We start from the raw sequence: 13,909 nt of genomic DNA, 5'->3' as shown, positions 1-13,909 counted from the left end.
GCGATGGCCGAGCCCGCACCGATACCGACGTTTCACAACAAGCCGTATATCGAATCCCGCGGGGTGCGTTTTCCCAAGGACGGCGTGTTCATAACCGGGCGCATTCGTGGCAGTCTGCGCAGCGGCGAATACGAGGCCAAGGAGGCCGATGCCGTGCTAAAGGCCGTGCAGGATGGTGACACGGTGATGGAACTCGGCGCCGGCATCGGGTTCATCTCTTCGGTCGTGGCCACCCATCGCAGGGTCAAGGCGGTTCACGCGTTCGAGGCCAATCCGCGCCTGATCCCGTTGATCCGTCGGGTGCATGCCGAAAACGGCATCGACAACGTGAATGTGCACAATGCCATCCTGGGTCGCGAGGCCGGCACCGCGACCTTTTATATCCGCCAGAATTTCCTCTCTTCGTCGCTCAGCCGCGATGACGAGGGCGGCGTCATCGCCGAGGAGCCGATCGAGATCCGCCCCACCCGCGCCACCTCGCAGGACATCCGCCCCGACGTCCTGATCTGCGATATCGAAGGTGCTGAGGTCGATGTCATCCCCGACATGGACCTGTCCAGTGTTCGCGCTGCGATCATCGAATTGCACCCGCAATGGATCGGGTCCGAAGGCGTCGCCGCGGTCTTCAACGCCATGATGCAGGCCGGCCTGGTCTATTTTCCCAAATGGTCGAACGCCAAGGTCGTCACTTTCCGCCGTGACTGGTAAGCCTGCACGTTTCCTCGCGGTTCTCACCGTTCGCAATGAGGCCGCCTTCCTTCTGGAATGGCTGGCCCATCACCGTGCCACGGGATTTACCGATTTCCTCGTATTTTCCAACGATTGTCGCGATGGCACTGATACCATGCTGGACCGGCTGGCCGAGCTGGGCTGGCTCACCCACCTGCGAAACGACGGACCCTTTGACAAGCGCGGCATCCAGTTCACCGCGCTGAAACAGGCCGAACGGCTCGACATCGTGCGCAATGCGGACTGGATCCTGCCACTAGATATCGACGAGTTCGTGAATATCCATGTAGGAGATCACACGCTCTCGGCGCTGCTGGCGGCCCTCCCCGACGCGACCGCGATCACGTTGACCTGGCGACTCTTCGGAAATGCGGGCATCCGCGACTATACCGATGTACCGGTTACCGAAACGTTTACCCGCTGCGCCCCGGTTGCGATGCACTGGCCCTGGCGGTCGGCAATGTTCAAGACGCTCTATCGGAACGATGGCGCCTATCGCAAACTCGGCGTGCATCGCCCCCGCGACCCGGACAGCTCCCGTCTTCACGATGCGCAATGGTTCGATGGCGAAGGCCGCCCGCTGGATCACCAGTTCAAGACCCGGCGGCTGTTCTCCAATTATGGAAGATCCAACTACAGGCTGGTGCAACTCAATCACTATCCGCTCGGCGCCATGCAAAGCTATGTGCTCAAGGCCGATCGCGGCCGCGCCGTCCACAGCGACCACTTGCTGGGGATGGACTACTGGGTCGATCGCAATTTCAACACCGACACGGATGACAGCATCGCAGATATTTGCCCCCGCAGCACCCCGCTGCGCGCCGGATTGCAGGCCGACCCGCTGCTTGGCCCGCTGCATCGCGCCGCGGTCGACTGGCGCCACGCCAGGTTTCGCAAACTGATGGAGCAGGAGCCCTATCGCGCACTCTATGCGCGGCTGCTGATGACCCCGCCATCCAGACCGATCGACCTGTCAACGGCACACATGCTCCGACAGTTCGCGATAAAGGGGCACCGCGAAAGCTAGGACAATGCGCGGGACGCTGCCCTCCTGAAACAACGCATTTCGCCGCGCCCCTCTGGTCCACGCCCACCGGCTGTGCTAGCGGAACCTCATGAACAAGACAGTGACGATCCCGCGCCCCGATGACTGGCACCTGCACCTGCGCGACGGCGCGATGCTCAAGGCCGTTCTGCCCGAAACCGCGCGCGACTTTGCCCGCGCCATCATCATGCCCAACCTCGTGCCCCCGGTCGTTACCGCGGCCCAGGCCCGCGCCTATCACGACCGCATCCTGGCCGCGCTTGCACCGGGGAGCCGGTTCGCGCCCCTGATGACGCTCTACCTGACGGAAGAGACCGACCCCGATGATGTCGCCGCCGCCGCCGCAAGCGGGCTGGTGCACGCGGTCAAACTCTACCCGGCCGGCGCAACCACCAATTCCGCCAGTGGCGTGTCGGATTTCGACAACGTCCGCGCGGTCCTGGAACGCATGGCCGAAATCGGCCTGCCGCTCTGTGTGCACGGCGAGGTCACCGATCACGACATCGACATCTTCGATCGCGAAGCGGTCTTCATCGACCGCGTGCTCGATCCGATCCGTCGCGCCACCCCGGGCCTGCGCGTGGTCATGGAACATATCACCACCGCAAATGGCGTCGATTACGTGCAATCCAGCACCCGCGATCTGGGCGCGACGATCACCACGCATCACCTGATCATCAACCGCAACCATATCCTCGTGGGCGGCATCAAACCACATTACTACTGCCTGCCCGTCGCCAAACGCGAAGAACACCGGCGCGCCCTGCGCGCGGCCGCGAGTTCGGGCGACCCGCGCTTCTTCCTCGGCACAGACAGCGCGCCTCATACCGATCCCAACAAGGAAAGCGCCTGTGGCTGCGCCGGTTGCTTCACGGCCACCAACACCATGCCGCTCCTCGCGCATGTCTTCGAGGAAGAGAACGCGCTCGACCGTCTTGCGGCCTTTGCCTCGCGAAACGGCCCCGCTTTCTATCGCCTGCCGGTCAACCAGGACACGCTTACCCTGACACGCGCCGACACGCCGACCGATTTCCCGCCCAGGATCGACAGTGCGGACGGGCCGGTAACGGTATTCGACCCCGGTTTTCCCGTCTACTGGCGGGTCAGCTGACCGCCCTTTCATCTTTGTCCAAATACTCCCGCCGGAGGCGCTCCACCTCCCCCTGCGCAAAGGTCCCATCATGATCCCCACGAGCTATCCTGACGCCAAGGAAATCTCCCGTCTCTCCGCCCGCATGCTGCTCGAGGTCGGCGCGGTGCATCTCAACTCCACCGAGCCCTTCACCCTGGCCTCCGGCCTGCCGAGTCCGACCTATATCGACTGCCGCAAGCTGATCTCCTATCCGCGCATCCGCAGCACGCTGATGGACTTCATGGCGCTCACCGTCATGCGCAATGCCGGGCTCGAGGCCTTTGACAACATCGCCGGCGGCGAAACGGCGGGCATCCCCTTTGCCGCGCTGGTTGCCGAACGCCTCGGCCTGCCGATGACCTACGTTCGCAAGAAGCCCAAGGGCTATGGCCGCAACGCCCGGATCGAAGGCGTCATGACCGAAGGCGACCGGGTGCTGCTGGTCGAGGATCTCACCACCGATGGCGGTTCCAAACTGTCCTTCGTCGACGCGATTCGCGACACGGGTGCCAGTTGCGGCCACACCGCCGTAATCTTCTATTACGGCATCTTCCCCGATACCGAAACGAATCTCGCGGCGCATGGCATCACCCTGCATCACCTCTGCACATGGTGGGATGTGCTCGCCGAGGCCAGGGCGTCCGGGGCCTTTGACGCAACGACCCTCGCCGAGGTCGAAGCCTTCCTGACCGATCCGCGCGCCTGGCAGGACGCCCGCAAACCCGGCTGATGTGATAGCTGGCAAAATCCCGCTGGGCGCCACGATTGCCGCAGCGCTATAAAACCGGCCACATACACCAGATGTTGACCTGATACCCCCTCTTCATCCAAGATGCAGGGTGTCAGGGATATGCACAGCCTATCCACAAAAAGATACAGTTTGCGCCCGACACCCGGGCCGCGCTATCACCCGGCACCGGCTGCGGAACGCGGATCATCCAAGAACAACAAGCCTGCGAAAAACGCGGCCGGACGAGGCGAAATGGGGGCAAAATGAACGAGATAACCAGCTTTGACGGCACCAGCCCTGAAACCGGAAGTCCGGATACCATGCCGCATTCGGTCGAGGCCGAACAGCAGCTCCTGGGTGCGATTCTCACCAACAACGATGTCTATGACCGTGTCGCCAGCATCATCGGGCCACAGCATTTCTACGATCCGGTCCACGCCCGCATCTATGAAATCGCTGCCGCCCGCATCGCCAAGAACGCGCTGGCGTCTCCGGTCACGCTCAAGGCGTTCATGGAAGACGACGAGGGTCTCAAGGAACTTGGCGGCCCGGCCTATCTGGTCCGGCTCGCCGGCGCCGCCATCAGCGCCTTTGCCGTGCGCGACTATGCCCAGATGATCTATGATCTCGCGATCCGGCGGCAACTCATCGGTCTCGGTCGTGACATCAGCGACAAGGCGAGCCGCGTCGATGTCGCCAGCGAACCGCGCGAACAGATCGTCGAGGCCGAGCAGCAGCTCTACAAGCTCAGCGAACAGGGCCAGACCGAAAGCGGTTTTCAGAGCTTCCTGCGCGCCGTGACCGATGCGGTCAATGTCGCGAATGCCGCCTACATGCGCGAAGGCGGTCTTGCGGGCATCTCGACCGATCTGGTCGACATGGACAGGATGCTCGGTGGCCTGCACAAATCCGACCTTCTGATCCTCGCGGGCCGTCCCTCGATGGGCAAGACCTCGCTCGCCACCAACATCGCGTTCAACGTCGCCAAGGCCTACAAGCGCGGCAAACTGCCCGATGGCACCGAAGGCGCGGTTGACGGTGGCGTCGTCGGGTTCTTTTCCCTCGAAATGAGCGCCGAACAGCTTGCCGGGCGGATCCTCGCCGAAGCCTCCGAAATCTCCAGCCACAAGATCCGCCAGGGTGACATGGATGAAGCCGAGTTCCGCCGCTTCGTCGACGCGGCCAAGGCGCTTGAAGCCTGCCCGCTCTTCATCGACGACACCGCCGCCATCCCGATCGCCCAGCTTGCGGCACGCGCCCGCCGCCTGAAGCGCACCCACGGGCTCGATCTGCTCATCGTCGACTACCTGCAGCTGGTCCGCGGCACTTCGGACAACCGCGTTCAGGAAATCGGCGAGGTCTCGATGGGCCTCAAGGCCATCGCCAAGGAACTCAACATCCCCGTTATCGCGCTCTCCCAGCTGTCGCGCCAGGTCGAAAGCCGCGAAGACAAGCGCCCGCAACTGTCCGACCTGCGGGAATCCGGCTCCATCGAACAGGACGCGGACGTGGTGATGTTCGTCTATCGCGGCGAATACTACAAGGAACGCGAGAAGCCCGGCGAAGACGATCTGGCCGCGATGGAACAATGGATCGCCGACATGGAGCGCCTGCACGGCAAGGCCGAAGTCATCATCGGCAAACAGCGCCACGGCCCCATCGGCACTGTCGAGCTCAGCTTCGAATCCCAGTTCACCCGCTTCGGCAACCTCGCGAAATCCTGGCAACAGGGCGGAGGAGAACACGGGTTCTGACCCCGGACCCTCACCTTCATCTTTGAAAAATACTCCGGGGAGCGCGAGGGGCAGCGCCCCTCGCCCACCGCGCCGCCAGCGGCGGCGCAAACCCTGCACGGCTCCGCCCGCTGTCGGCGCAGCAATTCGCCGATCCCCGCCTTACCGCCAGACGCATTCCCTCTTGACGCCCGCCGCACCCGTGGCATTACCCCCCCCATGAGCACCGCAAAGCTGACAATCGATCTCACCGCCCTCGCCGAAAACTGGCGCGCGCTCGACGCGCGAACCGGGTGCGAAACCGCCGCCGTGGTCAAAGCCGACGGTTATGGCCTGACTGCGGGCAAGGTCTCGCTCGCGCTGGCGGGCGCCGGCGCGCGCCAGTTCTTTGTCGCCGCCGCCGAGGAAGGTGTCGCCGTGCGCAAGGCGCTCGGACCGGGCCCCGGCATCTCGGTGTTTTCCGGTCACATGGAGGGGGATACCGCACTTATCCGCGACCATGACCTGATCCCGATGCTGAATTCCGTCGATCAGATGTTGCGCCACATGGAGAACCTTCCCAACGGGCGCTTCGGTGTGCAGCTCGATACCGGCATGAACCGGCTTGGAATGGAGCCCGCCGAATGGGCGGCGCTGCGTGATATCGCCCTCGCGCAAAAGCCGGTCCTGCTGATGTCGCATCTCGCCTGCGCCGATGAACCCGACCACCCGATGAACCGCCAGCAACTGCGCAGCTTCATCGAGGTGACCGCCAACAACAGCGTGCCCCGGTCCCTCGCGGCAACCGGTGGCGTGCTGCTGGGGCGGGATTATCATTTCGACCTGACACGGCCCGGCATCGGTCTTTATGGAGGGCGGCCCTTTGCCGATGCAAAACCTGTGGTCTCGCTCTCTCTCCCCGTCATCCAGGTCCGCGATGTCGCCCCGGATGAAACCGTCGGCTATGGCAACGGCTGGACGGCGACGCGGCCCTCGCGCATTGCAACGGTTGCGGCGGGCTATGCCGACGGGCTGCATCGCGCATTGGGGTCCGGAAACATCGCGCTCTATGCCGGTGATGTGCTCTGCCCGGTCGTGGGTCGCGTATCGATGGACATGATAACCGTCGATGTCACCGACTTGCCGGACGATCCCGGTGCACTGGATATTCTCGGCCCGCACCAGGGGGTCGACATCCTGGCCGATGCCGCCGGCACCATCGGCTATGAAATCCTGACCTCGCTCGGCCGGCGCCATGCGCGGGAGTATGTAACGTGAACCCGCTCATTCTGCTGGAAAAACTCGGGCGCGCGGTGCTCAATGGTCTTGCGCTGGTCGGACGCATGTCGATCTTCGCGGCGCGTGCAATATCCCACATTTTCCGCCCGCCCTATTACCCCCGCGAACTCTTCAACGCGTTGGTGGCGATCGGCTGGCTCTCGCTGCCCGTTGTGGGCCTTACCGCCATTTTCACCGGCGGCGCGCTGGCCTTGCAGATCTATTCCGGCGGCGCGCGATTCAACGCCGAGGCCGTGGTCCCGCAGATCGTCGCCATCGGCATGGTGCGCGAACTTGGCCCGGTGCTGGTCGGGTTGATGATCGCGGCGCGTGTCACCTCGTCCATCGCCGCCGAAATCGCCACCATGAAGGTGACCGAACAGATCGACGCGCTTGTCACCCTGTCGACCAACCCGATGAAATACCTCGTTGCGCCGCGTATCCTCGCCGCGTTGATCACCGTGCCACTGCTCGTCGCGGTGGGCGATATCATCGGCATTGGCGGTGGCTATGTGGTCGCGGTCAAGAATCTCGGGTTCAACTCCGCCGCCTACCTGCAGAACACGGTCGATTTTCTCGAGGCGCGCGACGTGATCTCGTCACTGGTCAAGGGCGCTGCCTTTGGTGTGATCGCCGCCATGATGGGCTGTTATTATGGCATGCAATCCGGGCGCGGTGCCCAGGGCGTCGGCAACGCGACCAAGGACAGCGTCGAAGCGGCCGCCATCCTCATCCTGGCCGCCAATTTCGTTCTCACAGGAGTGTTCTTTTCGATATGATCCGCATGGACAACGTCAGGAAGGCCTTTGGCGAGAACGAGGTGTTGCGCGGCATGTCCCTGCACATCCCCAAGGGCAGTTCGATGGTCATCATCGGCGGCTCGGGCACCGGCAAGTCGGTGGCGCTGAAGTGCATTCTCGGCCTGATCCAGCAGGATTCCGGGCAAATCCTCGTCGATGGCAAGGATGCCGCGAGCGGAGACCGCGATGCCTTTCTCGCCCGGTTCGGCATGTTGTTCCAGGGCGGTGCGCTGTTTGACTCCCTACCGGTCTGGCAGAATGTCGCTTTCCGCCTGCTGCGCGGCTCGCTCAAGCGGCCCCAGGAAGAGGCGCGCGCCATCGCGATCGACAAGCTGCGTCGCGTGGGTCTGAAATCCAAGGTTGCCGATCTTTTCCCCGCTGAACTGTCGGGCGGCATGCAAAAGCGTGTCGGGCTCGCCCGCGCGATTGCCGCCGAACCCGAGATCATCTTTTTCGACGAACCCACAACCGGGCTCGATCCGATCATGTCAGGCGTCATCAACGACCTGATCCGCGAGATCGTCGTCGAAATGGGCGCGACCGCGATGACAATCACCCACGATATGAGCAGTGTCCGCGCCATCGCCGACAACGTCGCGATGCTGCATGATGGCGTGATCCAGTGGACAGGCCCGGTCGACGAGATGGACAGCAGCGGCGACCCCTATCTGGAACAGTTCATCCACGGACGCGCGGAAGGTCCGATCGAAGCGGTCCGCTGACGCCCGGTTCCCGCTAAACCGACCGGGTCAGCCCGCCGTCTATGCGGATATTCTGGCCGGTGATATAGCCGCCCCCCTCGGATGCCAGCAGAGATATAACCGAAGACACCTCGTCGGTGCTACCATAGCGCCCGAGGGGAATACGCGCCTTGCGCTCATCGGTTTCGGGCAGGCTGTCGATGAAACCCGGCAAGACATTGTTCATACGAATATTGTCCGCAGCATATTTGTCGGCGAAAAGCTTGGCAAAGGCGGCAAGACCGGCACGGAACACACCGGACGTGGGAAACAGCGGATCAGGTTCGAACGCGGCAAAGGTCGAGATATTGACGATAACCCCGCCCCCCTGCGCCTGCATCACGGGCGTCACCAGCCGCGTCGGCCGGATCACGTTCATCAGGTAGACGTCCATCCCCATGTGCCAGTCTTCGTCCGACATATCCAGAATCGCGCCCTTTGGGCCATGACCCGCGGAATTGACCAGAACATCCACCCGGCCCCATCGCGTCTTTGCGCCATCGACCAGCGCCGCAAGTGCCTGCGGATCGAGATTGGATCCGGTAACGCCGAAACCGCCAAGCTCGGTGCCAAGCGCTTCGCCCTTGCCCGAGGACGACAGGATACCAACCTTGAAACCGTCCGCCGCGAGTCGGCGTGCCGCATCCGCGCCCATGCCGCTGCCGCCGGCGGTGATCAGAGCAACTTTTTCTACTGACATCGGGAAAATCTCCATGCATTGTCTGGCTGCAATATAGGTCCGAAATCCAATCCTTTCGCATGAGAATTGATGCCATCCGCCTGTAGGAATACTATCGTCTATTGACCCGCTTGCCGCCCCTGAACGCTTTGCGTGCCTTTGAAGTGACCGGTCGTCGACTGACCTTTCGCGCCGCGGCGGAAGAACTCGGCGTCACGCAGGGCGCGGTGGCACAACAGGTGCGCCAGCTCGAAGCCCATCTCGGAATGCCCCTGTTCGAACGACTGCCTCGCGGATTGGCGCTCACCCAGGCGGGACGCGGCTATCACGCTCAGATTTCGACGGCCTTTGACGGCATGCGCCGCGCCACTGCCGACCTGATCCCGGAACCCGGTGAGGTCCGGGTCAGTGTCACCCCGACCTTTGCCGCGAAATGGCTCATCCCCAACCTGCCCGGATTTTCCACCTGCCATCCGGACATCGACCTGCAAATCCTCGCAACCGAGAAAGTTTCGAGCTTTCACGGCGACGGGATTGATCTCGCCATACGTCAGGGCCGGCCGCCATTCGGCGCTGCGCTGCACGCAATCCGCCTGTTCCCGAGCGACAATGTCGCCGTCGCTGCGCCTTCGCTTCTGCAAGGCCGCACCGTGCCGCTTGATCCCGACCAGATCGCGCGCCTGCCGAAACTGCACGATGCCCATGATCTGTGGCCCGCCTTCCTGCGCCACCTCGGCATCGCCGATCAAAGCGGTCACGGATTGCGGTTGAGCCAGACGACCCTTGCGGTTGACGCGGCCCTTTCCGGGCAGGGCATCGCCCTTGTCAGTCGCTTTCTGGTCGCGCGCGATATCGCATCGGGACATCTGCGGCAGGTTACGCCCCACGTCATGCGCGGTGACAACGATTTCTACCTGCTTGCCCAACGCGACTCGCGACGAAACCCGACAATCGAAGCGGTGATCTCCTGGTTCACATCCCAGGCCGAGCCACAGATCTGACCTCATCCGCACACCGAACAGCGGCACTCTGATGCGTCATACACGGTTCATGCGGTGGGGGTGGTACCACCTCCCCGGCTCGAACGGGGGACCTCCTGATCCACAATCAGGCGCTCTAACCAACTGAGCTAAGGCGGCACTGGCACGGGATTTAGACAAGCGACGATATGAATGCAAGTAGGTTAGAGCACAATCTGCCAGCTTTGTTCCACCAGATCGGCCCCGAACGAACGCACCGGCCTGCTCTCGCCAAGCCGCCAGCCCGTTGCCTCGTAAAGTGCGCAGGCGGCACGATGGCTTTCATGAGTCGACAGCTGCATGTCTCTGTAACCGCAGTCCCGGGCAAAGCCCATGCACGTCGCTAACAGCCGCTTGCCCAGCCCCTGCCCGCGCGCATCCGGCGTCAACAGGAACAGACGCAACCTGGCCCTACTCGTCCCATCGGCAACGCAGAATATGCTGCCAAGCCGCTGCTCACCCCGCGTGGCGATCCATCCCCGCTCGCGGGCGGGGTCATGGTTTGCGATGAAATCATCCAGAATTCTGGCCACGAGCGCCCCGAACGACGCATCGAACCCCGCTTCCCGCGCGTATAGCTCGCCGTGCTGACGCACCAGCCATGCTGCATCTGATGGCGCAAATCGACGAATTCCTGCCTCATCCATACGGCATACTGATCGCGCCAGCGCTTGATTCTCAACCCCTGCCAAGCTAGCAGGAGTCACAGAGTCACGGAGGCACCCATGGGCATCAACACCGAGCGCGATATCGAAGCGAACATGCAGATCGGCCCGACCGACGCAGGCATGGTGCGCATCTTTATCGAATCCCAGGGGTTCGAAGTGCCGATGGATTTCGACCCGGAAGAAGCCGAGGAAATTGCCGAGGAAATCATCGCGGCAGCAAAGGCTGCGCGCGCGATCGAAGGCAATCGCCGCCGCTAAGGCGGCCCGTCCGCTTGCGAGGCGCGCGGCCCTCCTGTCCGGACGCTCAAGGCAATCCGCCGATCAAACCCGATCGCGTCAGTCCGACCCTTCGGTGCGCAATCCGCCGGTTGGCACCATTGCCACCACACCGGGATCACGCAGCGCCTGCAACCGCCGCGCCGCATGAACCGCGAATTTATGCAGCATCACCTTGCGCCGCGCGGCAGCAAGCTTGCGTTCCGGCGCCATCCGGATGATCTCGGCATCATAAGAATCGGCAATGATCAGCCCGGTCTCGGGCGGCAACAGATCGGTCGGAAATTCCTGATCGACCGCCCAGAAATAGCGGTCGCACCATTCCAGATAGCCTTGCCACTTGGAATCCGACTGAAAATCGGCGCGACTGGATTTGCATTCGATGACCCATATCTCGCTCTTGGGTCCCAGCCCCATGACATCCACCCGTAGCCCGCGCGCCGGCACGAGTTCTTCAACGGAAACAAAGCCATACCCGCTAAGGTGACGACAGACTCCGCGCGCGAGCAGTTGCCCCGGCTTGACCGGCGGTGAAGGCGTTTCAATCATGTGCCAACCATGAACAAGACGTGAACATTTTGCAACCACCACGGTTCAAAATCGGTTTCGGCTTGACATGATACCTTTTGGTTTCATATTAAATGATACCAAAAGGTATTATAAATGACAGCCACCCCGATACAGCCCTGCTTTCGCGCGCTCGCCGATCCGACCCGGCGCGATATTGTCATGATGCTCGCCCAAAGCGACATGACCATCGGTCAACTGACCGACCGGTTCGACATGACCCGCGCCGCCGTCAAGAAGCACCTGACCGTATTGTCCGATGGCGGATTGATAACGGTGCGCACCCGTGGGCGCGAACGCATCAACAGCCTGAACCCGGAGGGGTTTGCCCCGGTCGTCAACTGGCTGAGCTATTTCGACCAGTTCTGGGACGACCGGCTGGCGTCTCTCAAATCCGCTATCGAAGGGAGTGAGCCATGACCGAAACCACCATTCGCAAAGAAATCTACGTGAGGGCCAGCCGGCAAGAGGTCTGGCGCTATCTGACCGATCCGGACAAGCTGGCGCTCTGGTTTCACCGCCCGACTGCCCCGCTGCGACAGGGCAACGCGTTCGAAATGCATGGTGCCGAAAGTGGCAGACGGCTGATCTGGGGAACGGTCATTTCCGCGCGCGAGCCCGACTATCTGGAATATACATTCACTGTCGAACCGATGGGCGACGCCGAAAGCCTTGTGCGATGGGAACTGACCTCGGTTGCCGGTGGCACGCGCCTGTCGCTGCACCATACCGGCCTGCCACAAAACGCCGAAGCCTTTGGCCTGCTTCTGAGCCTGGACGCGGGTTGGGAAGAACATATGGGCCGTTTACGCATTCTTCTGCACGAAACCGCATGATCCCTCTTGCCCGGTGCGTGAACTGCGCCTATCTGAGTGCCGTGGCGGGTTCTGCCCTGCGCGTGAACGGTTGCATTCCGGTGGCCTTAAGCAAATCCGAGGGAGCTGGCTCTGTTCGGATCCTGGTCCGTTTACCTGGCGCCCACCTGTATATACAGGTCCTCGGGAATCAGAACCACACGGTTGATTGGCGGTCCCGTCACATTTTCCTGTCTTGTTTTATTTCAACGTGTTAACGGCTCTTCTTGATCCTGTTCTCACGCTTGGGTGCAACAGCGACGGCGGGCTGCAGGTCGCGCAGGGCAGGCGTTCCGCCTTTTCCGCCGCCGGTGGGTTCGGCCAGCGACATCACAGCCCAGGCAAACTGCACACCGGCAAAAACGATGCCGTGCATGAACCACAACAGGAACACCGCGAGGATGCCCGCGTCGGAATGTGTGACGAGATGCCAGATGTTCATCACGTTGAACCAGAGCAACATCGCAACAAAGGCAGCCGCAATCGCAAAGCCGATGACCACGTTACGAATATAGAGTTTGACCAGTTTGGGCATGGGTCACCTCCTGTGTCCACAGGATAGCACAGCACGGAAATCAGGCAAAGCTCAGACCCCGCGTCAGGTCGCCGCGATCCACAGGAGGCTGATGGTGCGCCCGGCTCACATCCTCAGAACGCTTCGGGCCTGGCCTCGCGTGCCATGTGATCAAGCACCGCATTCACGAATTTCGGCTCTTTCCCCTTGGGAAAGAACGCACGCGCGATCTCGACATATTCAACGATCACCACCTTGGCGGGCGTATCGCTGTTGGTCAGTTCGGCCCCCGCTGCACGAAACAGGGCGCGCAGGGTGGGATCGATGCGGTCAATCGGCCATTTCGCCACCAACGCACGGTCCGTCATCTGGTCGATCCGCGCCTGATGGTTCACGGCGTCCGCCACCGAACGCCGAAACAGCCCGCTGTCGCCGTCCAGCATCTCGTCCCCCTCATAGGTGGCACCGAAACGATGCTCCAGAAACTCGGCAATCACCTGATCGCTGGTCTGTCCGCTCTGCTCCATCTGAAACAGCGCCTGCACCGCATAGAGCCGCGCGGCGGATTTCATCTTGCGCTTCTGGTTGCCCGACAGGGCGCTGCTCGAACTGGTCATGCCGTGGTGGATCCGTCGCCTTTTTCCGCCAGCAGAATCGCGTCGGATGGAGCACGAAACCCCACGCCCTTGCGCTGGTCGCCCCACTTACGGGCGAGCGCGATCAGATGCAAGGCCGCAGCGGCCGCACCGCCCCCCTTGTTCTGTCCGGCAGTCTCCGCACGAACAACAGCCTGCTGGCGTGTCTCGACGGTCAGGATGCCATTGCCGATGCACAGCCCTTGCAGGCCCATCAATTGCAGGGCACGGCTGCTGTCGTTGCAGACCGTCTCGTAATGGGTCGTCTCACCGCGGATCACGCAGCCAAGCGCGACATAGCCGTCGAAATTCGATTGCCGGTCCGAAATCGCTATGGCCGTCGGCACTTCGAGCGCCCCCGGCACCTCGACAAGCTCCCAACTGCCGCCAGCCGCCTCGATCTCCGCCTTGGCCCCGGCCACGAGATCGTCGGCGATATCCTTGTAATAGGGTGCAACGACAATCAGCAGCCTGACCGGCTTGTCGAATTCCGGGCGCGGCAGGACGTAATGTGCTTCGGATTTGGCCATG

General features: G+C 62.4%; 18 protein-coding genes and 1 tRNA gene. 12 read left to right on the top strand and 7 right to left on the bottom strand.

Going from position 1 to position 13,909, the window contains the following annotated elements; all coding sequences use genetic code 11:
• The first annotated feature begins 3 nt into the window (after nt 1–3).
• The 8 genes from AB9K34_RS11535 to AB9K34_RS11500 all read left to right on the top strand — a co-directional run bounded on the left by AB9K34_RS11535 (nt 4) and on the right by AB9K34_RS11500 (nt 8,148).
• Nucleotides 4–708 carry an FkbM family methyltransferase gene (locus AB9K34_RS11535; RefSeq protein WP_369954577.1) on the top strand — a complete coding sequence of 235 codons (705 nt, stop codon included), beginning with the start codon at nt 4–6 and terminating at the stop codon, nt 706–708.
• On the top strand, nt 698–1,756 hold the full coding sequence (locus tag AB9K34_RS11530; protein WP_369954576.1) for a glycosyltransferase family 2 protein: 1,059 nt from the start codon (nt 698–700) through the stop codon (nt 1,754–1,756). The genes AB9K34_RS11535 and AB9K34_RS11530 overlap by 11 nt, the downstream gene beginning before the upstream one ends.
• 88 nt (nt 1,757–1,844) lie before the next feature.
• Nucleotides 1,845–2,885 carry a dihydroorotase gene (gene pyrC, locus AB9K34_RS11525; protein ID WP_369954575.1) on the top strand — a complete coding sequence of 347 codons (1,041 nt, stop codon included), beginning with the start codon at nt 1,845–1,847 and terminating at the stop codon, nt 2,883–2,885.
• Between the two features lie 70 nt (nt 2,886–2,955).
• Entirely contained in the window at nt 2,956–3,636 is a 681-nt protein-coding gene (locus AB9K34_RS11520; RefSeq protein WP_369954574.1) for an orotate phosphoribosyltransferase, read from the top strand.
• A 263-nt stretch (nt 3,637–3,899) separates the two neighbouring features.
• On the top strand, nt 3,900–5,390 hold the full coding sequence (locus AB9K34_RS11515) for a replicative DNA helicase (protein WP_369954573.1): 1,491 nt from the start codon (nt 3,900–3,902) through the stop codon (nt 5,388–5,390).
• Nucleotides 5,391–5,588: 198 nt separating this feature from the next.
• Entirely contained in the window at nt 5,589–6,626 is a 1,038-nt protein-coding gene (gene alr / locus AB9K34_RS11510; protein ID WP_369954572.1) for an alanine racemase, read from the top strand.
• Nucleotides 6,623–7,405: an MlaE family ABC transporter permease gene (locus AB9K34_RS11505; RefSeq protein WP_369954571.1), complete on the top strand. Its 783-nt coding sequence runs from the start codon at nt 6,623–6,625 to the stop codon at nt 7,403–7,405. Before alr ends, AB9K34_RS11505 begins: the two co-directional genes overlap by 4 nt.
• Nucleotides 7,402–8,148 (top strand): ABC transporter ATP-binding protein, encoded by a 747-nt coding sequence (locus AB9K34_RS11500; protein WP_369954570.1) that lies wholly within the window; start codon nt 7,402–7,404, stop codon nt 8,146–8,148. The genes AB9K34_RS11505 and AB9K34_RS11500 overlap by 4 nt, the downstream gene beginning before the upstream one ends.
• 13 nt (nt 8,149–8,161) lie before the next feature.
• On the opposite strand, the gene AB9K34_RS11495 is transcribed toward AB9K34_RS11500, so the two are convergent.
• The gene (locus AB9K34_RS11495) at nt 8,162–8,866 is read right to left on the bottom strand and encodes an SDR family oxidoreductase (protein ID WP_369954569.1); all 705 of its coding nucleotides are present in this window, start codon (nt 8,864–8,866) and stop codon (nt 8,162–8,164) included.
• 101 nt (nt 8,867–8,967) lie between these two features.
• Between AB9K34_RS11495 and AB9K34_RS11490 the strand changes: the two genes are divergently transcribed.
• Nucleotides 8,968–9,846, top strand: coding sequence for a LysR substrate-binding domain-containing protein (locus AB9K34_RS11490; protein WP_369954568.1), 879 nt, complete (start codon nt 8,968–8,970; stop codon nt 9,844–9,846).
• A gap of 61 nt (nt 9,847–9,907) precedes the next feature.
• On the opposite strand, the gene AB9K34_RS11485 is transcribed toward AB9K34_RS11490, so the two are convergent.
• Nucleotides 9,908–9,984: transfer RNA gene (locus tag AB9K34_RS11485), tRNA-His, on the bottom strand.
• Between the two features lie 44 nt (nt 9,985–10,028).
• Nucleotides 10,029–10,511, bottom strand: a complete 483-nt coding sequence (locus AB9K34_RS11480) for an N-acetyltransferase family protein (protein WP_369954567.1) — start codon at nt 10,509–10,511, stop codon at nt 10,029–10,031.
• A gap of 78 nt (nt 10,512–10,589) precedes the next feature.
• Between AB9K34_RS11480 and AB9K34_RS11475 the strand changes: the two genes are divergently transcribed.
• Nucleotides 10,590–10,790 (top strand): DUF6324 family protein, encoded by a 201-nt coding sequence (locus AB9K34_RS11475; RefSeq protein ID WP_369954566.1) that lies wholly within the window; start codon nt 10,590–10,592, stop codon nt 10,788–10,790.
• Between the two features lie 78 nt (nt 10,791–10,868).
• On the opposite strand, the gene AB9K34_RS11470 is transcribed toward AB9K34_RS11475, so the two are convergent.
• Nucleotides 10,869–11,357 carry an MmcB family DNA repair protein gene (locus tag AB9K34_RS11470; protein WP_369954565.1) on the bottom strand — a complete coding sequence of 163 codons (489 nt, stop codon included), beginning with the start codon at nt 11,355–11,357 and terminating at the stop codon, nt 10,869–10,871.
• Nucleotides 11,358–11,471: 114 nt separating this feature from the next.
• On the opposite strand from AB9K34_RS11470, the gene AB9K34_RS11465 reads away from it, so the two are divergent.
• Entirely contained in the window at nt 11,472–11,795 is a 324-nt protein-coding gene (locus tag AB9K34_RS11465) for an ArsR/SmtB family transcription factor (protein ID WP_369954564.1), read from the top strand.
• Nucleotides 11,792–12,211, top strand: a complete 420-nt coding sequence (locus AB9K34_RS11460; protein WP_369954563.1) for an SRPBCC domain-containing protein — start codon at nt 11,792–11,794, stop codon at nt 12,209–12,211. Before AB9K34_RS11465 ends, AB9K34_RS11460 begins: the two co-directional genes overlap by 4 nt.
• Nucleotides 12,212–12,443: 232 nt before the next feature.
• Here the strand turns inward: AB9K34_RS11460 and AB9K34_RS11455 are convergent, their stop codons facing one another.
• The 3 genes from AB9K34_RS11455 to AB9K34_RS11445 all read right to left on the bottom strand — a co-directional run bounded on the left by AB9K34_RS11455 (nt 12,444) and on the right by AB9K34_RS11445 (nt 13,908).
• Nucleotides 12,444–12,764, bottom strand: coding sequence for a hypothetical protein (locus AB9K34_RS11455; RefSeq protein ID WP_369954562.1), 321 nt, complete (start codon nt 12,762–12,764; stop codon nt 12,444–12,446).
• Nucleotides 12,765–12,877: 113 nt separating this feature from the next.
• On the bottom strand, nt 12,878–13,360 hold the full coding sequence (gene nusB, locus AB9K34_RS11450) for a transcription antitermination factor NusB (protein ID WP_369954561.1): 483 nt from the start codon (nt 13,358–13,360) through the stop codon (nt 12,878–12,880).
• Nucleotides 13,357–13,908: a 6,7-dimethyl-8-ribityllumazine synthase gene (locus AB9K34_RS11445; RefSeq protein WP_369954560.1), complete on the bottom strand. Its 552-nt coding sequence runs from the start codon at nt 13,906–13,908 to the stop codon at nt 13,357–13,359. Before AB9K34_RS11445 ends, nusB begins: the two co-directional genes overlap by 4 nt.
• Nucleotide 13,909: the final 1 nt, after the last annotated feature.

Source organism: Sedimentitalea sp. XS_ASV28, assembly GCF_041224545.1.
In the GTDB taxonomy this organism is placed as follows: domain Bacteria; phylum Pseudomonadota; class Alphaproteobacteria; order Rhodobacterales; family Rhodobacteraceae; genus Sedimentitalea.
This window is presented reverse-complemented; position numbering and strand designations above follow the sequence as displayed.